21 protein-coding genes are annotated in these 25,839 nt (G+C 73.3%); 5 read left to right on the plus strand and 16 right to left on the minus strand.

Annotated elements, in window-relative coordinates:
• Positions 1–120 precede the first annotated feature (120 nt).
• From JOE68_RS28620 to JOE68_RS28635, 4 genes are all read right to left on the minus strand, one after another.
• Positions 121–1,893 carry a dipeptide ABC transporter ATP-binding protein gene (locus tag JOE68_RS28620; RefSeq protein WP_204845478.1) on the minus strand — a complete coding sequence of 591 codons (1,773 nt, stop codon included), beginning with the start codon at positions 1,891–1,893 and terminating at the stop codon, positions 121–123.
• A 1-nt stretch (position 1,894) separates the two neighbouring features.
• Positions 1,895–2,833, minus strand: a complete 939-nt coding sequence (locus JOE68_RS28625; protein ID WP_204845479.1) for an ABC transporter permease — start codon at positions 2,831–2,833, stop codon at positions 1,895–1,897.
• Entirely contained in the window at positions 2,830–3,831 is a 1,002-nt protein-coding gene (locus JOE68_RS28630; protein WP_204845480.1) for an ABC transporter permease, read from the minus strand. The genes JOE68_RS28625 and JOE68_RS28630 overlap by 4 nt, the downstream gene beginning before the upstream one ends.
• Positions 3,832–3,911: 80 nt before the next feature.
• The gene (locus JOE68_RS28635) at positions 3,912–5,468 is read right to left on the minus strand and encodes an ABC transporter substrate-binding protein (protein ID WP_204845481.1); all 1,557 of its coding nucleotides are present in this window, start codon (positions 5,466–5,468) and stop codon (positions 3,912–3,914) included.
• A 207-nt stretch (positions 5,469–5,675) separates the two neighbouring features.
• Between JOE68_RS28635 and JOE68_RS28640 the strand changes: the two genes are divergently transcribed.
• Positions 5,676–6,140 (plus strand): hypothetical protein, encoded by a 465-nt coding sequence (locus JOE68_RS28640; protein WP_204845482.1) that lies wholly within the window; start codon positions 5,676–5,678, stop codon positions 6,138–6,140.
• 94 nt (positions 6,141–6,234) lie between these two features.
• Here the strand turns inward: JOE68_RS28640 and JOE68_RS28645 are convergent, their stop codons facing one another.
• The 6 genes from JOE68_RS28645 to JOE68_RS28670 all read right to left on the minus strand — a co-directional run bounded on the left by JOE68_RS28645 (position 6,235) and on the right by JOE68_RS28670 (position 12,350).
• Positions 6,235–7,272 (minus strand): LacI family DNA-binding transcriptional regulator, encoded by a 1,038-nt coding sequence (locus JOE68_RS28645; RefSeq protein WP_204845483.1) that lies wholly within the window; start codon positions 7,270–7,272, stop codon positions 6,235–6,237.
• Positions 7,273–7,917: 645 nt separating this feature from the next.
• Entirely contained in the window at positions 7,918–8,292 is a 375-nt protein-coding gene (locus tag JOE68_RS28650) for a hypothetical protein (protein WP_204845484.1), read from the minus strand.
• 310 nt (positions 8,293–8,602) lie between these two features.
• Complete coding sequence (locus JOE68_RS28655) at positions 8,603–9,658, minus strand: AAA family ATPase (RefSeq protein ID WP_204845485.1); 1,056 nt, start codon at positions 9,656–9,658, stop codon at positions 8,603–8,605.
• Between the two features lie 4 nt (positions 9,659–9,662).
• Complete coding sequence (locus tag JOE68_RS28660; protein WP_204845486.1) at positions 9,663–10,700, minus strand: aliphatic amidase; 1,038 nt, start codon at positions 10,698–10,700, stop codon at positions 9,663–9,665.
• A gap of 27 nt (positions 10,701–10,727) precedes the next feature.
• Positions 10,728–11,339 (minus strand): AmiS/UreI family transporter, encoded by a 612-nt coding sequence (locus JOE68_RS28665; RefSeq protein WP_204845487.1) that lies wholly within the window; start codon positions 11,337–11,339, stop codon positions 10,728–10,730.
• A gap of 351 nt (positions 11,340–11,690) precedes the next feature.
• Complete coding sequence (locus tag JOE68_RS28670; protein WP_204845488.1) at positions 11,691–12,350, minus strand: hypothetical protein; 660 nt, start codon at positions 12,348–12,350, stop codon at positions 11,691–11,693.
• A 545-nt stretch (positions 12,351–12,895) separates the two neighbouring features.
• Between JOE68_RS28670 and JOE68_RS28675 the strand changes: the two genes are divergently transcribed.
• From JOE68_RS28675 to JOE68_RS28690, 4 genes are all read left to right on the plus strand, one after another.
• Complete coding sequence (locus tag JOE68_RS28675; protein WP_204845489.1) at positions 12,896–14,650, plus strand: flavin monoamine oxidase family protein; 1,755 nt, start codon at positions 12,896–12,898, stop codon at positions 14,648–14,650.
• A 375-nt stretch (positions 14,651–15,025) separates the two neighbouring features.
• Positions 15,026–16,222, plus strand: coding sequence for an ATP-grasp domain-containing protein (locus JOE68_RS28680; RefSeq protein ID WP_204845490.1), 1,197 nt, complete (start codon positions 15,026–15,028; stop codon positions 16,220–16,222).
• Positions 16,219–17,475, plus strand: a complete 1,257-nt coding sequence (locus JOE68_RS28685; RefSeq protein ID WP_204845491.1) for an MFS transporter — start codon at positions 16,219–16,221, stop codon at positions 17,473–17,475. Before JOE68_RS28680 ends, JOE68_RS28685 begins: the two co-directional genes overlap by 4 nt.
• A gap of 34 nt (positions 17,476–17,509) precedes the next feature.
• Positions 17,510–18,691 carry an ATP-grasp domain-containing protein gene (locus tag JOE68_RS28690; RefSeq protein ID WP_204845492.1) on the plus strand — a complete coding sequence of 394 codons (1,182 nt, stop codon included), beginning with the start codon at positions 17,510–17,512 and terminating at the stop codon, positions 18,689–18,691.
• 44 nt (positions 18,692–18,735) lie between these two features.
• On the opposite strand, the gene JOE68_RS28695 is transcribed toward JOE68_RS28690, so the two are convergent.
• From JOE68_RS28695 to JOE68_RS28720, 6 genes are all read right to left on the minus strand, one after another.
• Positions 18,736–20,031, minus strand: a complete 1,296-nt coding sequence (locus JOE68_RS28695; protein ID WP_204845493.1) for an ATP-grasp domain-containing protein — start codon at positions 20,029–20,031, stop codon at positions 18,736–18,738.
• 95 nt (positions 20,032–20,126) lie between these two features.
• The gene (ahcY, locus tag JOE68_RS28700) at positions 20,127–21,596 is read right to left on the minus strand and encodes an adenosylhomocysteinase (protein WP_204845494.1); all 1,470 of its coding nucleotides are present in this window, start codon (positions 21,594–21,596) and stop codon (positions 20,127–20,129) included.
• A 157-nt stretch (positions 21,597–21,753) separates the two neighbouring features.
• Positions 21,754–22,428, minus strand: a complete 675-nt coding sequence (locus JOE68_RS28705; protein WP_204845495.1) for an RraA family protein — start codon at positions 22,426–22,428, stop codon at positions 21,754–21,756.
• A 24-nt stretch (positions 22,429–22,452) separates the two neighbouring features.
• Positions 22,453–23,667: an aminotransferase-like domain-containing protein gene (locus JOE68_RS28710; protein WP_204845496.1), complete on the minus strand. Its 1,215-nt coding sequence runs from the start codon at positions 23,665–23,667 to the stop codon at positions 22,453–22,455.
• The gene (locus tag JOE68_RS28715) at positions 23,664–24,224 is read right to left on the minus strand and encodes a flavin reductase family protein (protein WP_204845497.1); all 561 of its coding nucleotides are present in this window, start codon (positions 24,222–24,224) and stop codon (positions 23,664–23,666) included. The genes JOE68_RS28710 and JOE68_RS28715 overlap by 4 nt, the downstream gene beginning before the upstream one ends.
• A gap of 29 nt (positions 24,225–24,253) precedes the next feature.
• Entirely contained in the window at positions 24,254–25,819 is a 1,566-nt protein-coding gene (locus JOE68_RS28720; RefSeq protein WP_204845498.1) for a 4-hydroxyphenylacetate 3-hydroxylase family protein, read from the minus strand.
• Positions 25,820–25,839 lie beyond the last annotated feature (20 nt).

Consider the following 25,839-nt stretch of genomic DNA (forward strand, 5'->3'; position numbering starts at 1 on the left):
ACCCACCGACACAAGCCACCACAGACCCCAACAATTGAAGATCAGTACGGGGAGAACACGAAGCAACCGGTCTGCACGGGGCGTGCGGAAAAGCCGAGAACTGCAAGCCGCGAGCAGGTGCTAATTGGTGTGCTCGAACTCGGGCACGTCGAGGGTGGCGGCCATCAGGTCCTGCGTGTAGGGGTGGGAGGGGGCCGTGAGCACGGAGTCGGTGGGGCCCGACTCGACGACCCGTCCCCGGTTCAGCACGACCACGCTGTCCGCGATGCTGCGCACCACCGCCAGGTCGTGGGTCACGAAGATCATCGACAACCCGTCCCCCGACAACGAGCGCAGCAGTTCCACCACGGCCGCCTGCACCGACACGTCCAGGGCGGAAGTCACCTCGTCGCAGATGAGGAGCTTCGGCTCGCACACGAGGGCGCGTGCGATGGCGACGCGTTGGCGCTGCCCACCGGACAGCTCGGCCGGGTAGCGGTCGGCGAGGCGTGGTGGGATCTCCACGCGTTCGAGCGCTTCCCGGACCCGTTGCCGGCCCTCGCGCGCGCTGACCCCGAAGTAGTGCCGCAGCGGCACGAGGAGGCTGCCCTCCACGCTGCGGTGCGGGTTGAGCGAGCCGTAGGGGTTCTGGAAGACGTACTGCACCTCGCGGCGGGTTTCCTTGCTGCGCTTGCCGGCGGCGGCGGGGATCGGGCGGCCCTCGAAGGTCAGCGTGCCCCGCTGCTCCTCGTGCAGCCCCACGAGGCAGCGCGACATCGTGGTCTTGCCGCTGCCGGATTCGCCGACGAGCGCCAGGCACTCGCCGCGTGCCAGGTCGAAGGACACGTCGAACAGGATCTGCCTGCCGCCGTAGCCGGCGTTCAGCCCGGAGACCGAGAACACGCCCCGCGCGTCCCCGGGAGCGACGCGCTTGTCGTGGGGGAGCGGCAGGACCCGTGGTGAGCGCACCACCTCGTCCACGCGCAGGCACCGCGCCAGCGTCCCGGACGGCCCGGGGACGAGTCCGGGGCGGGTTCCCCGGCACTCGGCCACGGCGTGACCGCACCGCGGCGCGAAGACGCACCCCCGGTGGTCCTCCCCGACACCGGGGGCGCGGCCGGGGATGGGGACCAGGCGGTGCCGGTGGGTCGCGGACGGCACGGCGGCCAGCAGGGCGCGGGTGTAGGGGTGGGCGGCGCGGGTGAGCACGTCGCGGTCGGTGCCGCTCTCCACGACCTCGCCGCCGTACATGACGGTGACGTGGTCGGCGACCTCGGCGACCACGGCGAGGTCGTGGGAGACGTGGATCGCGGCCATGTCGTGCTCGCGGCACAGCTCGCGCACCACCTCCAGCACGCGGGCCCGGGTGGAGACGTCGAGACCGGTCGTCGGCTCGTCCAGCACGATCAGCCGCGGCCCGGCCGCGACCGCCATCGCTATGGCGACGCGCTGCTGCTGGCCACCGGAGAGCTGCCGGGGGCGGCGCTTGAGGAACGCGTCGTCGCTCGGCAGCCCGACGTCGTCCAGCAGCCGCCGGACGCGCACGAGCGCCTCGCGCCGGGGCGCGCGCAGCCCCTCGGTCAGCTGTGTCGCCAACGCCAGGCTCGGGTTCAGCGCGGTCGCCGGGTCCTGCGGGACGTAGGCGACCCTGCTGCCCCGCGCGCGGCGCAGCTGCGCCTCCGGCAGGGCGAGCAGGTCGACGCCGTCGACGACCACCCGGCCGCCGGTGATCGTCGCGCCCTTGCGCGCGAACCCCAGCAGGGCCAGCGCGAGGGTGCTCTTGCCCGAGCCCGACTCGCCGACCACGCCCATGACCTCGCCCCGGCCGAGCCGGAAACCGACGTCCCGGACGATGGCGCTCCCCGTGGCGTCCAGCACCACCGTGAGGCCCGAGACCTCCACCTCCGCCACCACGTCAGCTCCTCCCCCCGGTGCGGCCCACCGCGCGGGCGACGGACTCGGCGACGAGGTTGCCCCCGAGCGCCATCATCAGGATCAGCGCGATCGGCGCCAGGACCGGCAGGGGCGCGATCGGCAGGCCGTCCTGGTTCTCGCCGACCATCAGGCCCCAGTCCGCCGCCGGCGGCGCGATGCCGAACCCCAGGTAGCTCAGCGAGGAGATCGCCGAGACCGCCCAGACCAGCCGCATCCCGGTCTCCACCATCAGCGGCGAGGTCACGCCGGGCAGGACCTCGCGGAGCAGGACCCGCCCCGGCGGCAACCCGTTCGCCCGCGCCCACAGCACGTGCTCGCCGCCGACCACCGGCAAGGCGGCTCCGCGCATCACGCGCGAGACGCCGGGCACGAACGCCACGCCGACGAGCACCGCCGTCAGCAGCGTGCTGCGGCCGAGCACCGACACGAACAGCAGCACGAAGACGATCTCGGGGAAGCTGAGCAGGACGTCCATGGCGCGCATGAGCACCGCGTCCACCGCGCCACCCCGGTAGGCGGCGGTGAGGCCGACGAGGCAGCCCAGCGACACCCCGAGGGCCGCGGCGAGCAGCGCCATCCACGTCAGGTGCACGCCGCCGTGGAGCAGGCGGCTCAGGACGTCGCGGCCGAGGACGTCGGTGCCCAGGGGGAACCGCCCGCCCGGACCGGCCAGCGGCTGCCCGACGATGGCGTCGGGGGCGTGCGGGGCGAGGAAGGGCCCCGCCACGACCAGGAGCCCGACCGCCGCGAGCAGCGCGAGGCCGAGCCGCGCCTGCCCGGTGCGCAGGGCGCGTCCGAGCACCGTGCGGCCCGCCCTCCCGCCCGCCGGCGCGTCGACCGCGGCCGGTGGCGCGGCGGGGACCGGGATCGGCGGCGCGAGGCCGGGTGTCGGGTTCGTCGTCACGGCTTCCTCCCTCATCGTGACCTGCTCATGGCCGCGAAGACGTCCGCGAGGAGGTTGAACAGGTAGTAGGTGGTCGCGAGGACCAGGATGCACGCCTGCATCACGGGCAGGTCGTGGGAGTTCACGGCGCTGATCACCGCCGTCCCGAGGCCGGGGTAGGAGTAGACGTGCTCGACCACGACGACGCCCGTGATGGTGACCGCCGCGACCAGGCCGGCCGCCGGCAGGGCGGCGGCGAGCGCGTTGGGCAGGGCGTGGCGGAGCAGGACGCGGCGACCGCTGAGCCCCTTCAACCGCGCCGTCTGCACGTACTCGCTGTCCATCGCGTCGATGAACGAGGCGCGGACCAGGCGCCCCAGGTACATGACGCCCATGAGCGTGAGGGTGGTGACGGGCAGGACCAGTTCCGCCGGGTACCACCAGGGCAGGTCCCCCGGCGGGATGGTGGAGACCCCCGGGAGCACGTCCAGCACCGACGTGGCGAACAGCGCGATCAGCAGCATCCCCACGACGAAGGCGGGCAGCGCGGTGAACAGCGAGGACACCGCGACGAAGACCTTGTCCAGCGCGCTGTCGCGGTGGCGGGCGGTGAGGACGCCGAGGAGCACGGCGATCGGGAGGATCAGGGCCATCGAGGTCAGGCCCAGGGCGAACGAGTTGGCCATCCGCGGCCCGATGATGTCGGCCACCGGTTCGCCGTTCTCCAGCGAGGTGCCCATCTGCCCGGTGAGCACCCCGGTGAGCCAGTTCCAGTACTGGGCGACCAGCGGCTGGTCCAGCCCCAGCTGCTGCCGGAGGGCCGCCACCTGGTCGGCCGTCGCGTCCTTGCCGAGGACGATCCGCGCCACGTCCCCCGGAAGCGCCTGCGTCACCAGGAAGAGCAGCACGGAGACCAGGAACAGCACGAGGACGCCCGAGCCGAGCCGGCGGACCGGCCACGGGATCGTCGTGCTGCCCGGTCCCGGTGGGGAACCGCGGTGGGGTGCGCGTGTCCGCGCCGCCTGTTCAGACATGACAACCTTCGCCGTTCGGGTGCGGTGGGGGCGCCTTCCCGGACCGGTCCGGCGCCCCTCCCGCGGGGGTGGGGTGGGTGTCAGCTCCCGACCGTCACGTCGGTCAGGAAGGACAGCGGGCGGCCGTTGACGTCGGGCACCAGCCCGCGGACGTCGCTGCGGTGGGGCATCAGCACGTTGACGAAGGCGGGCACGATCGTCGCCCCGCTCTCGTGCTCGATGCGGTGCATCCGGTTCATGATCGAGCACTGCTCCTGCTCGGGCGCCAGGAACAGCTGTTCGGCCAGCCCGACGAAACCGGGGTCGTTCCAGTGCGTGGCGTTGCCGACGCGGTCGGGGAGCAGACCCCCGATGACCGTGGGCAGGTAGGGGACCGGGTTGAAGTCGATGAACGCGGGCCACTGGCCCCACTTGGACAGCAGCTCCGGCACCGTGACGACGTCGACCTCGACCCGCACGCCCGCCTCGGCGGCGTTCTCGGCGAACACCTGGGCCAGTTCCTGCATCCCGGGCAGCAGCCCGTCGGTCGTGATGGCGAACGACAGGTCGCTCCGACCCGCCTCGGCGAGGAGCTCCTTCGCCCGCTCGACGTCCTGCTCGCGCTGGGGCAGGTCGGGCGCCGGGCACTGCGGCGTGCCGCCCTCGTGGTCGTTGGCCACCCGCGCGTACCCGCCGAAGGCGTTGGACACGACCTGCCGGCGGTCGACCAGCAGGCGCAGCGCCTGCCGCACGCGCACGTCGTCGAAGGGCGCGACCGCCGTGTTGAACCCGATCCGCAGGGTGAAGTCGCCCTTGCTGTCGAGCAGTTCGACGTCGTCCCTGTCCGCGAGCGACTTCGCGATGGTCGGGGTCGCGCCGGAGGCGATGTCGACCTGGTCGGACAGCAGGGCGTTCGCCTGCGCCTGCTGGCTGGGGTACTCGACGATGTCGACCGCGCCGACCTTCGGCTTGTCGCCCCAGTAGCCGTCGAAGCGCGCGAGCCCGGACTGCCGCCCGGCGGTGAAGGTCCGGACGGCGAACGGGCCGGTGCCGATCGGGTTGTCCGGTGCGGAGCCCGCCTTGGTCATGGGGAGCAGGACGTTCGCCCAGACCTCCTTGAACGGGGCGAAGGGCTCGGTCAGTCCTATCCGGACGGTCAGCTCGTCCACCGCTTCGACCGCGCCCGGGTCGATCTTCTCGATGAGCGCCAGCCCCTGCGCGGCGTGCGCGGGGTCGCGCAGGTAGCCGATGCTCGCCACCACGTCGGCGGAGGTGAAGGGGCTGCCGTCGGTGAACCGGACGCCGGGTCGGAGCCGGACCGTCCACTGGCTGAAGTCCGCGTTCGGGGTCATGTCCGTGGCCAGGCGCCACTCCGGCTTCCCGGTGGGGTCGGTGCGGGTGAGGCCCTCGTACAGCAGCGCGCTGCGCAGTTGCTGGGTGGGGCTCTGGTTGCTCGCGTAGGGGTTCAGGCTCTCGCCGGGGTCGGTGGCGGCGGCGATGCGGAGCGTGCCGCCCCCGCCGGCCCCGGCGCGTTCCGGAGGGGCGCACCCGGCGAGGGCCGCGGCGGCGAGGGCGGCGCCGGTCGCGACGCCGAGCAGCCTGGCCGGGAAGCGGCCGGCCGGGGCGCCCGGCCCGGGGCGTGGGGGTCTGCGCAACACTGGGCGACTCCAGTTCCAAGTGGACGGTAGGCAGAGTTCTAAGCCTTTAGATCGGCTTCCCCGTGGCCGATCCCGGATGAACTTCGCCACAGAGTACGACGAGGTTCAGTCCTGCGGAAGGGGGTCGCGCAGACCTTTCTAAGCGATTAGAACGCTGCTAGCCTCGGCCCGACCGCCCAGGGGGCACCACGTGGAGGAAGAGGGACGATGACCAGTCCGTACGAGCACCTGTTCGTGAGGAAGATGCCCAACTGCATCGAAGACCTCGTCAACGAAGGAGCCGCCGCCGGCGTCGTCGAGCCCGACAACGTCGGCCCGGCGCTCGCCCTCATGCGCTCGCAGGAGGTGCCCGAGAGCAAGATCCACCTGACCTACACGTGGATCGGCGAGTGCGACGAGCCCGTGCAGTGGGTGAAGGAGCACGAGCACGACTACGACGAAGTCCTGATCTGGCACGGCAACGACCCCGCCGACCCCGACGACCTCGGGGCGGAGATCTACCTCGACATCGAGGGCGTCCGCCACACGATCACGACCAGCGGCTCGGTCTACCTCCCCGCGGGCGTCCGCCACTGCCCGCTGGGCTTCACCCGCGTCGACCGGCCGTTCCGCTTCAGCGCCCTGTCGTTGAGCCCCAACTACGGGTCGGACGAGCACACGCCCAAGCCGTAGGGCGCGCCGAGGGGCGCCGACCCCGCCGCGTGCTCACGCGGCGGGGTGCGCGGCCTGAAGCCCCGGCGGCACAAGGCTTTCCGGTGCGGACCCGTCACCCGTCCGGCTGTGCGGCGGCGTGCTCGCACCCGCACGTCACGCCGATGCTGAGCGTGCCGTCCAGGACCACCGACGCGCCCGGCGCCCCGCCCGCGTAGAAGGTCTCGTCCAGGGCGTCGAAGGCGCGGACCGCCAGCTCGTCGAGCGGGAGGCGGACGGTGGTGAGCGGGAAGCCGCCCAGCCGCGCCTCGCGGATGCCGTCGAAACCCACGACCGCGAGGTCGTCGGGCACGCGCAGCCCCAGGTTCGTCGCCGTGCGGATCGTCACCAGCGCCTGCTCGTCGGTCGTGGCGTAGATCGCCCGCGGCCGGTCGGCGCCCTCCAGCACCTGCCGCACCGCCCGCTCCGCCTCGACCCGGTCGAAGGAGGACCGGACGAGCCTGCCCCGCGTGGGCAGGCCCGCGTCCTCCATCGCCCGGCGCCAGCCGCCCTCCCGGCCCACCGCCGGCCCCGCCTCGATCTCCCCGGCCAGGCAGACGACGTCCCGGTAGCCGTGCTCCAGCAGGTGCTCCACGACCAGGCGCGCGCCCTGGAAGTCGTTGAAGGTCACGCTCGGCGAGGTGGCGTCGGGGGCGGCCCACTGCACGTAGACGCGCGGGGTCTCGTCCTCCTGCCGCGGCTGCTCCCCGGTCGTCACGAAGATCCCGCGTGGACGCAGCTCGGAGAACGCCTCGCCGTAGTCGGCCCCCAGCGACGGGCGGTAGCCGGTGTTGCCCAGCAGCGTCAGCAGGCCCCGGCGACGCCCCTCCGCCTCGACGCAGCGCGACAGCTCGCCGAAGAAGGCGTTCGCGGTGTCGGGCACCAGCAGGCCGATGAGGTTGGAGCGGCCACCGCTCAGCGCGCCGGCGAGGGGGTTGCGCCGGTAGCCGAGCATCCGGATCGCTTCCTCGACCTTGACCCGCGTCTTGTCCGACACCGGCCGGGGCCCGCCGTTGAGCACGTAGCTGACGACCGCCGTCGAAGTCCCCGCGAGGCGCCCGACGTCCTGGAGGGTGGGCTTGCGCGCGGGACGCGCCGGACTCCTGCCTCCCACGCTCCTGCTCCCTGTCACTCCCGTAGCGGCCCGTGAGCCCCGGGCGCCGTCCGCGCCGCCGCCGGTGACGTGGTCGCGCTTCCACTCTAGAGCACACCGGGTGGCGCGTGCGGGCCGGAACGGCCGACGCGCAAGGGATGCGGCGCCGGGCGGTCCGGCCGTCCACAGCGGGCGCGAGCCGGGCGGCGCCGGGTGTCCGGCCAGGACGGCGCGCCGCGGGCGACCCCGGTCGCCCACCGGGGCCACCGGCTCGCCTCGGCGGCCGGGGGACGCGAGTCCGCCGCGGCTCTCGCGAGCACCCGCCGCGCCGCCACCGGCGCCCGGAGCCGGGAGGGCGCCGCGTCGGCGCTCGGGGCACGCGCGCCGTGGCGCGGATGTCGTTTCCGCGCCTTTCGGAAAACCGCGCGGCAGGCGTATTCGGGCGGCGCTCCACCGCGCCGGCGCGGAAGTCCCCGGCACGGTCCGGCCGAGGCGGTGCGGCTGTGTCGAGCGGAATCGGGGAACCGGTGTTTTGCCTGTTCACCGGCCGGCGCGCCGGTTGCGCGACATCTCCCGCCCGGTTGGCCGATTTCCGGCACACCGCTTCGGCGGACCTGGCGGGTGCGGCGGCGCTCCGGGCCGCGTCGGGCCCGGAGCGCCGCGGGTTCACCAGCGGTCGACCAGCAGGGTCCAGCCGACGATGCCGAGCTGGCAGCCGTAGGCGCTCCACGCGCCGTTGTTCTTGCCGTTCAGCCCGACGGTCTCGCAGACGTCCTCGGAGTCGGTGAAGACCGGGACGTTGGCCAGCAGGTTGTTGCTCGGGTCGACCAGCGTGCTGTAGCCGCCCACGCCGCTCTTGCACTCGTAGGAGTCGAACACGTCGTTGGCCACGCCACCGTCGCCGATCTTCTCGCAGAGCGCTTCGGTGCCGGTGTAGAGGTGGACCGTGTTGGGGACGGCCTGCGCAGCACCCCCGGTGAGGGCGACCGTGGCCGCGCCCGCGACCACGGCAGCGCCCAGAACACGCGCGAGCTTCGTCATGGCAATTCTCCACAATGTCGGATTCGACCTGATTGTGCCGCGGGGCGGCACCTGAACCGACGTTAACAGCCGATTACCGGATACGGCCGAAGCATTCTCTTCGACTGTGAAAGAACTCCTGCGGAATAGATTCGGGCTATCCGGCGAAAGCGCTGGTGGAAGTCCTTGTGATGAGTAATATGTGATGCGCGTCACGTAGTTCTGTAACAGAATAGGGCGCGGACCGGCGGAGTGCCGCGGGAAAGCGCCCGCGACGCCGCCCGACCCCGGTCGCCGCGGCGGCGGCCGGGGTCGGGCGTGGCCCCCGCGGTCACCCCGCCGCGTCGGCTTCGGCTGCGGCGTCCGCGTCCGCGTCTGCGTCGGTGACGGCCTCGGCCTCGGCCTCGGCGATCACCCTCCCCTCGTGGACGCGCACCCGCACCCGCACCGGTGACGTGCCGACCGGCCGGACGCGCAGCACCTCGTCGGCGACCGGCGCGGCGAGGTCGGTCCGCACGTGCCGGCGCACCGCCCGCGCCCCGTACACCGGGTCGAAGCCGCGCCGCGCCAGCAGCCGAACGGCCTCCTCGGCCACGTCCAGCCGCACGCCCCGGTGGCGCATCCGGCGGGCGAGCGCCTGCACCTCCAGCTCCGCGACGCCCCGCGCGGTGTCGGGGCCCAGCGCGGAGAACTCCACCACCTCGTCGATCCGGTTGAGGAACTCCGGGTCGAAGAACCGGCGCAGGGCGTCGGTGATCACCGCGTGGTCGCCCCGCCACGGCCGCCGCCAGCGGCGCGCCAGCTCCGCCGAGCCCAGGTTCGAGGTCAGGAAGACGAAGGTGTTGCGGAACGACACGGTCTGCTGGCCGTTGGCCAGCCGCAGCACGCCGGCGTCGAGCACGTGCAGCAGCGCCCGCAGGACGGTCGGGTGCGCCTTCTCCACCTCGTCGAACAGCACGACGCCGGGGGTGTAGGGGTCCCCCTCCACGGTGGACCGGTCGAAGACGCTGAACCCCTCCTTGCTGCCCGCGTAGCCGGGCGGGGCCCCGCTGAACGACGCCGCGTAGTGCTCCTGCGCCAGCGCGCTCATGTCGACCCGGCACAGGTCGTCCGGCCCGGACCGCAGCTCCGCCGCCACCCGCCGCACCAGTTCGGTCTTGCCGACGCCGGTCGGGCCGACGAGCAGCAGGTTGGCCAGCGGGCGGCCGGGGTCGTGCGCGCCGGCCCGGGCCAGGGCGATCGCGCGCACGACCGCGTCCACCGCCCGGTCCTGGCCCAGCACCCTGGTCCGCAGCCGGGCGGCGACCGCCGCGGGTGACGGGTCGCGCCCGTCACCCGCGAGGCGCTGCCGGTTCTGGTCGTGGAACCGGTCGGTCAGGTACGGCATCCCGTCATGCCTCGTGCACGCGCTCGGCGGGCAGCGAGCCGACCCGGCACTCCGCGACGCCCACGGTGTCGCGGGTGAGGGCCTCGACGTTCTCGCGGGCCTTCTGGGCGTCGGTGACCCACAGCTTGTAGAAGTCGAACGGGCAGTCCGCGACGCCCTTGTCGCCGTCGCCCGCCGCGTGCACGCCGGAGTAGCCGCGGTGCAGCAGCTTGAACATGTGGTTCTGCGACTGGTCGTAGTGCCGGGCGTCGCGCAGGGCGGACAGCGAGAGCTGCGCGTACTGGATGCCGTACTCCTCCTCGCCGGTCTCGCCGAGCGTGCGGCCGTCGAAGCCGATGATCGCGGAGTGGCCGAAGTAGGAGTACACGCCGTCGAACCCGGCGGCGTTGGCCACCGCGACGTAGCAGTTGTTGGCCCACGCCATCGCCTTGGACATCAGCACCTGCTGGTCCTTGGCCGGGTACATGTAGCCCTGGCAGCGCACGATCAGCTCGGCGCCCTTCATGGCGCAGTCCCGCCAGATCTCCGGGTAGTTGCCGTCGTCGCAGATGATCAGGGAGATCTTCATGCCCTTGGGGCCCTCGGAGACGTAGGTCGTGTCGCCGGGGTACCAGCCCTCGATGGGGCACCACGGCATGATCTTGCGGTACTTCTGCACGATGTCGCCGCGGTCGTTGATCAGGACGAGGGTGTTGTAGGGGGGCTTGTCCGGGTGCTCCTCGTGGCGCTCGCCGGTGATGGAGAAGACGCCCCACGTGCGGGCCTCGCGGCAGGCGGCGGAGAAGATCGCGGTCTCCTCGCCGGGGACGGTGGCGGCGGTCTCGAACATCTCGCCCGGGTCGTACATGATGCCCTGGGTCGAGTACTCCGGGAACACGACGAGGTCCATGCCCGGCAGGCCGGTCTTCATGCCGACCACCATCTCGGCGATCTTGCGCGCGTTGTCGAGCACCTCGGCCTTGGTGTGCAGCCGGGGCATCTTGTAGTTGACCACTGCGACGCCGACGGTGTCGGGGCTGGCGGAGATGTCGCCGTGCCTCATGGGTTTCTCCTTCGCGGGGTTGGTGGTTCAGGCCGTTGCGGGGACGGGTCGGGGGCCTCGGGAGGCGAGCAGCGCCGCGCAGCCCAGGAGCAGCACGGCGACCACGGCCGCGAGCACCCCGGCGACCGCGTCGGGGCGGTAGGCCCCGGTCAGCCCGAGGAACGCGGGCAGGGTGCAGGTGGTCTGGCTGAGCAGCACGGCGACCCAGCCGGTGAACCGGGTGAGGTCCGCGCGGCCGAGGGCGAGCACCAGGAAGAACAGCGCCCACAGCAGCGCCCACGACAGCCAGATGACGCCGAAGACGGGGTCGCGGTCGTGCCAGAAGGACAGTCCTGAGTAGACCATCGCGCAACCGGCGACGAAGAGCGAGAACCAGCCGACGCCCGCCGGGTCGAGGTTCGCCAGCGACGCGAGGCCGACGTAGAGGTAGGTGAAGCCGAACAGGTACAGCCCGGAGGCGGCCAGCACGGCGTCGGTGTCGTCGCCCGCTCGGATGATGAGCACGGTCGGCGTGACGCACTGCAGCGCGCCCACGAACAGGTTGAGGGCGGCGGCGGAGCGGGCCGGCAGCCGGCCGAGCAGCACGAGACCGTTGAGCAGCAGGACGGCGCCGACGTAGAGCAGTCCGACGTTGGCCATCGCGGCCTCCCGTTTGTCCCCAAGTGGGTTATTTTCAGCTGAAACTAAACGTCGGCACGGCGGCCGTCAAGGGGTCGGGGGAGCGGGGTCGGGACCGTTCCACGAGGACTGACCGGGCCCGGCGCGGGTGATGGCGCGGGCGGTGGCACGGCTGTCGGCGCGGGTGACGGCGCGGGCGCCGGTGCCGGTGCGGCCGGTGGCGCGGGTGACCGCGGCGGGATCGGCGGCGCGGTGGTCACCGGTGCGGGCGGCGGGGACCGGCGCGGTGGACGCGCCTCGGGAGGGGCGTGGTGGCGCAGGCCGGGGCCGCCGCTCCGGGACCCGTCCCGGAGCGGCGGCCCGCGACGCCGGTCAGCCGGTGGCGATGTGGTGCCAGTAGTCCGACAGCAGGTCGGGGATCTCGTCCGCGCTGCGCGTCACCCGGGACTCCTCTTCCCCGTGGGCCAGGCCGAACCCGACGACCTCCGGCAGGCGCTGCTTCATCTCGGCGGGTTCCTCGCGGTAGTTGTCCAGGTAGGCCACCACCGAGCGCGGCACGTTGTCCAGGTCGCGCAGCGCGTCGGCCAGCGCCGCGGCCACCGGGCAGAACAGCTGGAAGTCGGTGTGCACCTCCATCGCCGCCTCGGCCGCGCCGGCGTGGCTCGCCACCCAGGCCACCGCCTGGTTGAGCTGCATCACCGCCTGCGGCGGGTCGGTGCGGCGCAGGGCTTCCGGGTCCAGGCCCACGTCGGCCGCGGCGGCGTCGGCCAGCAGCCGCCGCTGCCCGATGAACTTCGTGGCCACGAACGCGAAGAACCCGGCGGGCACCTCGTGGCTGAACCGGGTGAGCAGCGAGCCGTACCGGGGGATCTCCGCCTCCTGGGTCAGGAACTCCGCGGTGACCAGGCGCTGGAGGTGGCGGGGGTGCACCCGGCCGGCCCGGGCGGCGGCGAGCAGTTCGTTGTCCTCGACCTGCCGGCGGACGGGCAGCAGGGCCTCGTAGCGGTGGATGAGCTGGTCGGCGTTCGGCACGGCCTCCTCCTCAGGGCGCCGCTCCGGCCGGGACCGGGCCCGGCCGGAGCGGCCGACGGCGCGACGGGCGGGTTGCCGGGCCGACCGCCGCGCGGCGGCAGTCACGACATCGGCTCGGCTGCGTCACCGTAGCAGGGGGACCGGATAAATCTTTCCGCTGTGTCGAAATGTGTCGGAAATGCTCCGAAGGGGTGACGGAGTGGTAATGGCCGAACCAGATCGGACGGCCCTCCGGAAACGATCAGGGGTATTACTACAAGCGAGCGACATCGGCTGCGATGTGCCGGTGGCGCTGGACTGGCCACCGGGGTGATGTTACGTTACCCCTGGTAGAAGCGTTGCCAAGGATCCGGGTGGGCCGTGTGGAGCACGGCCGGTCCGGGTGCGCCGGATAATGCCGACCCCGGCCTCCCCCTCGTCGACCGGGTATTCCGATTGCTCGTGCCGACGGTCCGCCGGTCCATTCCCGAGCCTTCCGGCGGCGGGCGGCGACCGGCCGACGAGGTCGGTCTGCGCCCGGCCGAGCGCCGAGGAGGGAATTCCCGGTGAGCGAGCCAACCGCCGTCGACCTGCAGGTCGACTTCCCGTTCGACTACGCCGAGTACGTCGGTGGCGGGCGGCGCGTCGGCCGCCTGCCCGACCACGCCCTGGGCGCGCCCGTGGCGGTGATCGGGGCGGGCGGCAGCGGGTTGACCGCGGCCTACGAGCTGCTGCGGATCGGGTGCCGCCCGATCGTCTACGAGGCGGAGGCCGACCCGGACGGGCCCGGTGGCCGCAGGCTGGGCGGGCGCATGTACTCCCGGCGCCTGTCGCCCGCCGACAGCGCCGTGGTCGAGCTGGGGTGCATGCGCTTCCCCGACACGGCCCACCTGCTGCGCCAGTACACCGACGCGTTCGACCTGCGCTGGACGCCCTTCCGGGACGAGTACGCCGCCGAGGTGACGCCGCGGACCGTGCTCGACGTGGACGGTGTCGGCTACGTCGCCGGCGGGATCACCGACCTGTACCCGCAGCACGAGCGGTTCGGCCGGGCGCACCGGCGGTGGACCGCGGCGGTGCGGCGGATCGGCGTGTTCGAGCTGCAGCACGCGGTGCGGGGGCGGGACCGGGCGCGGGCCAAGCGGCTCTGGGCCGACCTGGTGCACCGGTTCGAGGAGTGGAGCTTCTACCGCTTCCTGCGCGACCCGGGCGGGGTGGGGCTCAGCCGGGCCGACGCCCACCTGCTGGGCACCGCGGGCATCGCCACGACGGTCTGGGACAGCCTGTACGACCTGTCGTTCCTGGAGACCCTGCGGATGCTGCTGGCCACCGAGGGCGCCTCGATGCACCTGCTGGACGAGGGGATCAGCGCCCTGGCCGAGGCTTTCTGGGTCCACCGCACCACCGGTCCGGACGGCCGGTCGACCAGCCTGGCCGAGGTCAACCGCGGCGCGCCCCGGCCGGCCGTCGTGGCGCTGGAGGTCGGCGCGGATTACGCGCAGGGCGTGGTGGTGCACTGCGCGGACGGCACGAGCCAGTGGTACCCGGCGGCGGTGTTCACCCCGCAGCTGCACGTGCTGGAGACGGCGGTCGAGGTGCGCCCGCAGCGGAGCGGCCGGCCCGCGCCGTTCGGGCCGCGGCTCACCCGGGCGATCCGCCGGCTGAGCTACTGGCAGTCGGCCAAGACCGTGCTGGTGACCCGCACGCCGTTCTGGGAGGGCACCGGCATGGACGGGGTCACCCTCACCGACCGGCTGCCCAGGGCGGCCTACACCCTGGACTACGGCCCGCCGCCCGAGCCCGGCGGCCGGCGCGGCGTGCTGGTGCTGAGCTTCACCTGGTCCAAGGACTCCCTGAAGCTCGGTTCGTCCACTGTGGACGAGCGGGTCGCGGCGCTGGTCCGGGAGCTGGGCGAGGTCCACCCGGAGCTGGCCGACGAGCTGCGCCGGCAGGCCGCCGCCGGCGAGGCGTGCACGATCTCCTGGGAGAACGAGCGGAACTTCCGCGGCTACTGCCGCTACTCCCGGCCCGGCGAGTACACCTACCAGTGGGACCTGTTCGCCCACTTCCTCAAGGACTTCACGGGTTCGCCCGCGGTGCCGGGCGAGCCGCCCAACGCGCTGTTCCTGGCCGGGGACGACATCGCCTGGTCGCCCGGCTGGCTGGACCACGCCATGTCCTCCGGGCTCAACGCGGCGTGGGGGGTGATGCGCTGCCTGGGCGGCGCCGCGCTGCCCGACAACCCCGGCCCGGGGGACGTCTGGGGCGACGAGGACTACCGGCCGCTCACGGTGCCCGATGAGGCCGAGATCGCCGGCTGACCGGGAAACCGCCGCCACCGGGGCGCGACGGCGGTGGACTTCGCGCTGCGGGGCGGCGCCGTCCGCTCCCGACCGGCGCCCCGGGGCGCCGCGACGACCGGGGCTCAGCCGCCGCGACGACCACCCGGTGAATTCCGCGCGCGCGTCCCGAAATGCCGGCGCACCGGGGTGACGGCCCCCGCGGCGAACCGCTGGGGCGGGTTCCCATGCGATTTCCCGATCGCGCCGATAAGCGCGTGAAGTGCGCCGGCACCAAGGGTTCGTGGGCCGTTCGGTCCAACGCCAGGCCGGTCGGGTTGGACTACGCTCGGAGTGGCCCCGTCATCGCACGCCGGGGCGTCGCCTTGCCTTGCAGGTACCGACCGGAAGACATCCATGCGCATCTTAGTGCTGCACCGCGTTCCGGACGCGCTGGTCCGCTACGCGGATAGCATCGACCACCACGCACACGAGGTCACCTACATCGGGGTGCCCGACCGCCTGGCGACCACGCCGGCCGGGGTGCCGGCCCGCCGGCTCGCGCGGCCCGGCGTCGGGGAGACCGACGTCGAGGTGCTCGCGGCCCTGGCCGGCGAACCCGCTCCGGACGTGGTGATCGCCCTGTCCGAGTACGACCTGCTCGCCGCCGCCCGCGTGCGCGAGGCGCTGGGCGTGCCCGGCCCCGTCGAGGCCGAGGTGCTGCCCTACCGGGACAAGGTGGCCATGAAGGCGGCCGTCGCGGCCCGGGGCCTGCGCGCGCCCCGCTGCCGGCGGCTGCCCGCGGTGGCCGCCGACGTGCCGTGGGACGGCCCCACCGTGCTCAAGCCCCTCTCCGGCGCCTCCAGCGAGGGCGTCACCAGCCACCCGACGGTCGCCGCCGCCCTGGCCGCCGCGCGCGCCGTCGACACCGGCGAGTTCGAGGTCGAGGAGTTCGTCGACGGCCCGATCATCCACGTGGACGGCCTGGTCGCCGACGGCGCGGTGGTCGCGGTGATGGTCAGCCGCTACGTCAACACCTGCCTGGCCTTCGCCGAGGGCCGGCCGCTGGGCTCGGTGCAGGTCGACGCGGACCCGGGGGTCGTCGACTGGACCGCGCGCTGCCTGGCCGCGGTCGGCATCGCCACCGGGCCGTTCCACCTGGAGGCCATCGAGGGCCCCGACGGCCTGGTGTTCCTGGAGGTCGGCGCCCGCTTCGGCGGCGCGGACGTGGTCGACACCTTCGAGCTGGCCACCGGCGTGCGGCTGCCCGACGCGCAGCTGCGCCTGCTCGTGGAGGGCGCGAGCGCCGACATCGACGCCCGCGTGCCCGCCCCCGACGCCCGCTACGGCTGGTTCGTCTGGCCCGGTCACACCCTGGGCTCCACGCACTGCCGCGTCGCCCACGCGGAGGACTTCGCCGAGCACCCGCTCGTGCGGCGCTGGGTGCAGCGCCCGCCCGACGAGCCGGTGTCGCGGACCATCACCTACGCCGACGCCCACGTCCCGCTGGCCGGCGTGCTCGGTCCGGGCTCCAGCGAGGACATGGCGCGGCTGCTGGACATCATGTTCGCCACCGTCAAGGTCGAGCCCGCCGACCCGGGCAGCGCTGGATGACCGGTACGGAGCAGGCGCCGGCGCGCGGGTGGCGCGCCCGCGTCGCCGGACTGGTGCCCGAGGGGCGAGCGGCGCGGCGGCTCGTGGGCGCCTCGTTCGTCGACGCGCTGGGCACCGGCCTGTTCATCGCCGGCTCGGCCCTGTTCTTCACCAAGGCCCTGCACCTGACCACCGGCCAGGTCGGCATCGGCCTGACCATCTCCGGTCTCGCGGGCCTGCTCGGCGTGCCCGTCATCGGCCGCTTCGCCGACCACGTGGGCCCCAAGAAGGGCCTCGTGGCGCTGTACACCTGGCGCGGCCTGTGCTTCCTGATCTACCCGTTCGCCGACAGCCCGGTGCTGTTCTACGGCGTCGCGTTCCTGGTCGGGTTCGCCGAGTGGAGCAGCGGCCCGCTCACGCAGTCCCTCGTCGGCGCCACGTCCACCGGCGAGCGGCGCGTGCGCACCATGGCCGTGATCGGCTCGGTGCGCAACGTCGGCTTCACCGTCGGCGCGGTCCTGGCCACCGGGGCCGTCGCGGCCGGCGACCCGGCGTACTACACCGGCCTGGTGGTGGCCGACGCGGTGACCTTCCTGGCCGCGGCGGCCCTGCTCGCCCGGCTGCCGGTCACCGCCGGGCAACCGGTGGGGGAGCCGGAGGGGGAGCAGGCGCGCGCCGGGGCCGTGGGCAGGGTCCGCGACCCGAAGTTCCTCGCCCTCACCGCGCTCAACGGCGTGCTGTACCTGCACTCGATCCTGCTGACCGTGGGGCTGCCGCTGTGGATCAGCACCCGCACGTCCACGCCGCTGGCGGTCGTCGGGGCGATCGTGGTGGTCAACACCGTGCTGGTGATCCTGCTCCAGGTGCCGCTGAGCCGCGGCGTCGAGGGGCTCGCGCCCTCCGCGCGCCGCCAGCTGTGGGCGGGCTGGCTGCTGGCCGCGTGCTGCGTGCTGGTGGCGTTCACCCCGGAGGTCGGCCCGGTGTGGGCCGTGGTGCTCGTCCTCGCCTCCGTCATCACCATGACGCTGGGCGAGATCTGGCAGTCCATCGGCGCGTGGGGCATCTCCTACGCCCTGGCGCCGGAGGACCGCCGCTCGACCTACCTGTCGGTCTACCACCTGGGCCTGACGGGGTCGAGCGTCGTCGGGCCCGCGCTGATCACCTTCGCGGTGATCGACGTCGGCCCGGCCGGCTGGCTCGGGCTGGCCGCGGCGTTCGCGCTGACCGGCTTCGCCGTGGTGTTCATCTCCGGGCGCGTGGGAGCGCCCCGGTGACGTTGTCGCGCAAGGGAACCTGGGGGTAGAAGTGGTGCAGACGCTGTTGCTGGTCGGGGTCGGGCGGATGGGGCTGCCCTACCTGGCGGCCGGCCGCCGGCTGGGGGCCCGCGTGGTCGCCGTCGAGACCGCAGCCAAGGCCGGGGCGATCGCCGACCTGGTCGACCACCTGACGATCAGCCGGGGTGACTCCGACGAGCTGTGGGCCGAGGCGGCGTGGGCGGCGGTCGCCGCGCAGCGCCCGGACGGCGTGATCGCGTTCAGCGAGCCGCAGGTCACCGCGGCCGCCCTGGTGCAGGACGAGCTGGGCCTGCCGGGCCCGTCGCTGCGGGCGGGCGTGCTGTCGCGCAACAAGGCCCTGCAGCGGGGCCGCTTCGCCGCCGCCGGCATCGCCCAGCCCGAGCACCTGGTGACCGACGGCCTGGCCGCGGCGCGCGAGTGGGCGCTGGACCGGCTGCCGGTCGTGGTGAAGCCGCTGTCGCTGGCGGGCAGCATGGGCGTGGAGCTGGTGGCCGGCGCCGCGGCGTTCGACGAGGCGGCGGCGCGCCGCGCGGGCGAGGGCCGGCTGCTGGTGGAGCGGGCCGTCGAGGGCCCCGAGTACAGCTGGGAGGCCCTGGTCCACGAGGGCCGGGTGTGGTTCGCGAACCTCACCGCCAAGGAGACCACCGGGCCGCCGCACTTCATCGAGGTCGCCCACCGCACCGCCCCCGACGTGCCCGAGGCCACCCGGCGGCGGGTCGACGGGTTCGGCGGCGAGGTCCTGCGGGCCCTGGGGATGCGCAGCGGCCTGGTACACCTGGAGTTCCGGCTGACTGCCGAGGGCCCGGTCCTGATCGAGGTCGCCGTCCGCACCCCCGGCGACCACCTGATGGACCTGCTCGGCCTGACCTACGGGCACGACTGGTTCGAGCTGGTCGCCCGCGTCGCGCTCGGCCGCGACCTGCCCGACCCGCCGACCGGCCCGATCCGGTACGCCGCCGGCTACCTGCCGCTCGCGCCCGCCGGCACCGTCACCGCCGTGCGGGGCCTGGAGCAGGTCCGCGAGCACAAGGCCGTGGTGGAGGCGGGCGTGCTGGTGGAGCGGGGCTCGGTCGTGCAGGCGGCGCGCTCGTCCAACCAGCGCGTCGGCCAGGTGCTGCTGGCCGCGGGCGACCGGGCGGAGCTGGCCGCGGCGCTCGCCGAGGTCCGCCGCACCCTGGTGGTCGAGACGGCCTGACCCCCGGGCGCGGGGCCGGTGCGCGCACCGGCCCCGCGCCGGGCTCACGCCTCGGGCGCGACGGTGAACAGCTCGTCGGTCCGCTTGGCCGCCAGGTCGTCGGCGTAGGCCCGGAAGCCCTCCGCCCCGTCGGCGGCCGGGCCCGGCTTGAACACCTCCAGCACGCCGTCGCGCGCCAGGTAGGACGTCAGCGAGCGCGACACGTCGCCCACCTTCGCCGTCGGGTACAGGCCCACCTCGTCGGGCGTCAGCGCGTCCACCGACCGCACCTCGGTGAAGGTCCCGGGCGGGGCCTTGAGGAACGTCGTCGCGCCGATGCCGCGCGCGGGCCGGTCGAAGTCCGGGAACCCGCTGAACGGCCCCAGGTAGGAGGCGTAGTGCACGTCGTACGGGCTGAACCCGTACACGCGGTCGATCAGGTCCATGATGCCGTCGCCGCCCGGCCGCGCCGCGACCTCCACGACGCTGAGGTCATCGCCGTCGACGAGCACCTCGACGTGCGCCAGGCCGCGGGTGATGTCCAGCGCCGCGCACGCGTCGAGCGCCACCTGCCGCAGGGCGGCGTTGTCGCTGTCCCGGCTGGGCACCAGCTGCCCGCGCTCGGTGAAGTACGGCGGGCCGGACTTCGCCTTGTCGGTCACCGCGACCACGGCCCGGTGGCCGTCCCAGTTCGCGACCTCCACCGACACCTCGTGCGTGGCGGCCACGAACTCCTCGGCCTGGAACCGGCCGTCGGCGAAGTCGTAGACCGGCGCGATCTCCAGCAGCGAATCCCGGCAGTAGTCGAACGCGGCGGGCAGCCCGTCGGGCCCGTCCACCTTGACCGTGCCCACGTTGCCCGCGAAGTCGCGGGGCTTGAGCACCAGCGGGAACACCAGTTCCGCCGCCGCCGCCCGCAGCTCCTCCAGCGTCGAGAACAGCCGGTGCCGCGCGCACGGCACGCCCGCCGCCTCGAACGCCTCTTTCATCGTGTGCTTGTCGCGCGAGCGCGCCAGCGCCTCGTCGGACAGGGTGCGCAGCCCGTAGTGCCGGGAGATCGCCACCGACACGTGCACGCACATCTCGATGATCGGCGCCACCGCGGCCGGCCGCAGGCCCGTGCGCCGCTCGAACTCCCGCACCGCCTCCAGCGCGGCCTCGGCGTCGTAGTAGTCGGCCTGGAGCACGTGGTCGAAGAAGCGGTGCAGCGGCGAGGATGCGGGCGACTCGCTCATGCCCAGCACCGGGCCGGGGAACGTGCGCACCGCCGAGACCACGGCGCGCTCGCGTAAGAGGATGTCCGCGCCCAGGACGAGCAGGTACCGGTCGTCGGTGTTCGCGGCGCTGGAGAAGTTGAACATCGCGGGTCCTTCGGTGCGCAGGACGATCGGCTGCTCCCGCCCCCCGCGCGGGGGGCGGGAGCAGCCGATCGCGGTGGAAGTCGTGCGGTGGTGCGTCAGTAGCGGTAGTGCTCCGGCTTGAACGGGCCCTCCACGTTCACGCCGAGGTAGCTCGCCTGCACCTCGGTCAGGGTGGTCAGCTTCGCCCCGACCGCGCTCAGGTGCATCCGCGCGACCTTCTCGTCCAGGTGCTTGGGCAGCATGTAGACGCCCACCGGGTACTGGTCGCGCTTGGTGTGCAGCTCGATCTGCGCGATCGTCTGGTTGGAGAACGACGACGACATCACGAAGCTGGGGTGCCCGGTGGCGTTGCCCAGGTTCAGCAGCCGGCCCTCGGACAGCACGATGATCGAGTGCCCGTCGGGGAACCGCCACTCGTGGACCTGCGGCTTGATCTCGACCCGCTCCACGCCGGGCACGCGGGCCAGGCCCGCCATGTCGATCTCGTTGTCGAAGTGGCCGACGTTGCCGACGATGGCGTTGTGCTTCATCTTCACCATGTCGGCGGCCATGATGATGTCGCGGTTGCCGGTCGTGGTCACGAAGATGTCGCCGCGGGAGATCACGTCGTCCAGGTGCACCACGTCCAGGCCGTCCATCGCCGCCTGCAGCGCGCAGATCGGGTCGATCTCGGTGACGACCACGCGCGCGCCCTGGCCGCGCAGCGACTCGACGGCGCCCTTGCCCACGTCGCCGTAGCCGCACACGACCGCGAGCTTGCCCGCGATCATCACGTCGGTGGCCCGGTTGATGCCGTCGATCAGCGAGTGGCGGATGCCGTACTTGTTGTCGAACTTGCTCTTGGTCACCGAGTCGTTGACGTTGATGCCCGGGAACAGCAGCTTGCCCGCCCGGTGCAGCTGGTAGAGCCGGTTGACGCCGTTGGTCGTCTCCTCGGTGACGCCGACGATCCGCTTGGCCATCTCGGTGTAGCGCGTCGGGTCCTCCGCCAGCGAGCGGCGCAGCGTCTCCAGGATCAGCCGCTGGTCGTCGGAGTCGCCCTCGGCGTCGGCCGGCACCGCGCCCGCCGCCTCGTACTCCGCGCCCAGGTGCACCAGCAGCGTGGCGTCGCCGCCGTCGTCGACGATCGAGTCCGGCCCGCTGCCGTCCGGCCACTTCAGCAGCTGCTCGGTGCACCACCAGTACTCCTCCAGCGTTTCACCCTTCCAGGCGAACACCGACTGGCCCTGCGGCTTGTCCACCGTGCCCTCGGGGCCGACCACGACGGCCGCGGCGGCGTGGTCCTGCGTCGAGAAGATGTTGCAGCTCACCCAGCGGACGTCCGCGCCCAGGGCGACCAGCGTCTCGATCAGCACGGCGGTCTGCACGGTCATGTGCAGCGAACCCGCGATCCTGCGGCCGGCCAGGGGCTGCTGCGGGCCGTACTCCTCGCGCAGCGCCATCAGGCCGGGCATCTCCAGCTCGGCGAGCTGGATCTCCTTCCGGCCGAACGTGGCCAGCGACAGGTCCGCCACCTTGAAATCGGCCACCGAACCCGCGCTGTCGGCGATCAGCTGGCTCGTCACGTAGTTCTCCTCTGGTCACGTCGTCTAGGGGAGCGGTGCGGACGTTTCCGCCTGTGGTGAACGGTTTTCCCGGTGGTCGGCGCCCCCTGCCGGCCGCCCCCGGCGAGCTTATCGCGTCGGCCGCCGCCCGAGCGGGGCGCGGGCGGCGCGCCTGCGGTCAGATGTGGCCGAAGCGGGCCAGCAGCTCGTCCAGGGTGGCCCCGCCGTTGATCAGGTCGCGCACCACGTCCTCCTTGGCCAGCAGGTCCCGCACGCCGGCCAGCACGGCGTCCGCCTCCGCCGGCGGCACCACGCCCACGCCGTTCTCGTCGGCCACGACGATGTCACCCGGCCGGATCAGCGCGCCGCCGACCTCGATCGGCACGTTGACCCGCACCGGCGCGCTCTGCCCGGGCACGACCGGCGGGCACCGGCGCGGGTGGGCCGTGCGGTACCAGAGGGGGAAGTCCAGCTCGCGCAGCTCGTCGACGTCGCGCACGGCCCCGTCCACGACGGCGCCGGCGATGCCCGCCATCTTCGACAGGGTGGTCATCAGCCCGCCCCACATGGCCATGTCGACGCGGCCGTGGCAGGCCAGCACCACCACGTCGCCGGGGTGCGCGCGGGGCAGCACCGGCAGGATGTCCACCAGCAGGTCGGCCGGCAGGTCCACGGTCAGGGCCGGTCCGGCCACCACGTGCTCGCGCTTGACCACCTGCCACCCGCCGATCGCGCCCACCTCCGGCGAGGCGTCGGCGACCAGGCAGCTCGGGCTGTAGGAGCGCAGGACCTCCTGGAAGGCGGCGACCTGCTCGGCGGGCGGGCGGACGGCCTCGTTGTAGACGGCTTCCATGTCTTCGGCGCCTCTCGTGAGTGGTCAGGCGGTGGCGGAGCGGGCGGCGGCGGTGTAGGCGGCGGCGAGCCGGCGCACGCCCTCGGTGATCAGGTCGTCGTCCACCCGGCTGTAGGACAGGCGCAGCTCGTGGCCGCCCCGCCGGTCGGGGTAGAACGCGGTGCCGGGCACGTAGGTCACCCCCGCCTCCCGCGCCCGCTCCCGGAAGACGCCCTGGTCGACGTGGTCGGGCGCGGTCAGCCAGCTGAAGAAGCCGCCGGTGGCGCGGGTGAACGCCACGTCCGCCGGCAGGTGCTCGGCCAGGGCCCCGGTCATCAGCGCGTTGCGGGCCGCGTAGAACGACCGCGACGCCGCGATGCCCGCGTCGAACCGCCCGGACCGCCCGTAGCCCTCCAGCAGCAGCTGGGCGAGCCCGGAGGTGCACTGGTCGGTGTTCTGCTTGGCCCGGACCAGCTGCTCGACCAGCGGGGCGGGCGCGGCCACCCACCCCAGGCGCATGCCGGGCGTGAACGTCTTGGAGAACGTGCCCACCTGCGCCACCACCTCCGGCGCCAGCGACCACAGGCTCGGCCGCCGCTCGCCGTCGAACCCCAGCTCGCGGTAGGCCACGTCCTCCACCAGCAGCAGCCCGTGCCGGCGGGCCAGCTCCACCAGCGCGCGCCGCCGCGGCGTGGACAGGCTCACGCCGGTCGGGTTCTGGTAGTCGGGGATGGTGTAGAGCAGCTTGGGCCGCGGCCCCGGCCCGGCCAGCAGCGCCGCCAGCGCGTCCACGTCGAGCCCGTCGGCGTCCACCGGCACGGCCTCCACCCGCGCCAGGGAGCGCTGGAAGGCCACCAGGGCGCCCATGAACGTCGGCCCCTCGACCAGCACCCGGTCGCCGGGGTCGAGCAGCGACTTGACGACCAGGCCGAGGCCCTCCATCCCGCCGCTGGTGACGATCAGCTCCTCCTCGGCGGGCCGGGCGCCGTCGTGGCGCTCCAGCCACCCGGCGAACCAGTCCCGCAGGCCGGGCAACCCGGCCGTCGGCCCGTACTGCAGGCCGGCGGGCTGCTCCAGGGCGTGCCGCATCCCCTCCTCCAGGGCGGCCCTGGGGAAGGTCCGCGGGTGCGGGAAACCGCCGGAGAAGGCGATCGTCCCGTCGCCGCCCGCCTGCTTGAGGATGGCGGTGATCTCGTCCCCGGTGTCGCCGGCGACGTGCCGCGCGAACACCTCCTGCCACCCGATGCCGTTCGTGGTCACTGGCTCAGTCCCGTCGTCCCGGGCGCCGGTCGCTCCTCCGGCGCAGGCCGCAGCGTGCGTGGTCTTCCGTTGTAGAGCAGGAGCGGCGCGCCGTCATCGGCCCACAGCCGGTCCACCGAGGCCACGTGCAGCACGTGGTCGCCCGCGGGGTGCGACGCGCGGACCGTGCAGGCCAGCTGCACCAGCGCCCCGTCGATCAGCGGCAGGCCGTCGCGCCAGTCGAAGCGCACCTGCTCCGGCGCGGCCTCGACGCCGGCGAAGTGCCGCGACAGCGCCTGCTGCTCCGCCCGCAGCACCGACACGCCGTAGCGGCCGGTGTCGGCGATGCGCCGGTGCGACCGCGCCCCGGCCGCCACCGACACCAGCACCAGCGGCGGGGACAGCGACACCGACAGGAACGCGTTGGCCGTCATCCCGTGGGCCTCGGGGCCGTCCGGCCCGTCGACGGCGGTCGTGACGACCGTCACGCCGCTGGCGAACCGGCTCATGGCCCGCCGCAGCCGGGTCGGGTCCACGTCGCCCGCGTCGAGCAGACCCCCGGTCGTGCTCCCGGTCATCGCAACCTCCCCAGGGCAGTGCGGTCGCCTCAACCGCGGGTGACGACGGAGATGTCCGCCGGGTCGAACAGGTCCGGCTGCGTCCAGCCGTCGAGGTCGTACTCCCCGAGGCACCGGTCGACGAACCCCTTGAGCTGGTCGGCCATGCCGGAGCCCTCGTAGGCCCACAGGGTCTGGAAGCGCACCGCCTCGTGGTCGCCGCCGTAGTTGCGCTCGTACAGCTCGTGCCGGCCGCCGAACTCGGTGCCCACCGCGTCCCACAGCAGCTTCATCAGCTTGACGCGGTCGATGGCCTCGATGCCGTTGGACCCGCGCAGGTACCGGTCGAGGTAGGGGCGGATCTCGCCGTTCTTCCAGTCGGCGGCGTGCGAGTTGAGGTAGATCAGGCTGGACCCCAGCGTCTGCTGGAGGATCTCCTTGATGCGCGGGTAGCCCACGCCCATGAACGTCCGGTACGCCATCCCGAAGCGCAGGTTCGGCTGCACGCTGTCGCCGACCCACGGCTCCGGCGACTTCGCCATGGCGTCGGACAGGCCCCAGAACAGGTCGCGCCAGTTGATGATCTCGCCGACCTGCGCCTGCACGCCCCGGAAACCGGAGGTGCCGGTCATCTCCACGGCCTTGAGCGCGCACCCGGCGATGAAGTCGAGCTTGACGGCCAGGCGGGTGCAGCCGTGGAAGGTGAACCGGTTGACGAAGCCCGACCCGTTGGCGAAGGAGTTGGCCGCCTCCGCGTCGTACATGAACACGTTCTCCCAGGGCACCAGCACCTTGTCGAACACCATCACCGCGTCGTTCTCGTCCATGCGGCTGGACAGCGGGTAGTCGAACGGGGTGCCCATCGCCTTGGCGGCCATCTCGTAGGACGCGCGGCAGAACAGCTTCAGGCCGGGCGAGCCCATCGGCACGGTGAACACCAGGCCGAACCGCTTGTCCCGCAGCGGGAGCCCGTAGTGGGCGATGAAGTTCGCGTTGGTCAGCGCGGAGCCGGTGGCCACCACCTTCGCGCCGGAGACGACCAGCCCGCTGTCGGTCTCCCGCTCGACGTGCACGCACACGTCGGCGGTCTCGTCGGCCGGCTTGTGCCGGTCGATCGGCGGGTTGACGATCGCGTGGTTGAAGTACAGCACCTGCTCCTGGGCCCGCCGGTACCAGTCCAGCGCGTTCTGCCGGTATTCGCCGTAGAAGTCCGAGTTCACCCCGAGCGTGCCCAGGAAGGCGGCCTTGTAGTCGGGGGTGCGGCCCATCCAGCCGTAGACCAGGCGCTGCCACGCCACGATCGCGTCGCGGGAGCGGACCAGGTCCTCGGCGGACCGGGCGGACTTGAAGAACGGGTGCGTGAACCCGCCGTTGCCGGTCTCGGTCGGCACGCGCAGCACGCCCTCGGCCTCCGGCTCGTGCAGCGCGTCGTAGAGGCGGGCGATGCTGCGCGCGCTGTTGTAGAACGCCGGGTGCGCGGTGACGTCGCGCACCCGTTCGCCGTAGATGTAGACCTCGCGGTCGTCGCGCAGCGACTCCAGGTACTGGGCGCCGTTCATCGGGGAGTTGCCGTTGGGTGCCCCGGTGGTCCCCGGAGCGGGTGCGACGGTGGTCATGGGTTCCTCCGGTGCGGCGC

Source organism: Saccharothrix algeriensis (genome assembly GCF_016907655.1).
Classification (GTDB): domain Bacteria; phylum Actinomycetota; class Actinomycetes; order Mycobacteriales; family Pseudonocardiaceae; genus Actinosynnema; species Actinosynnema algeriense.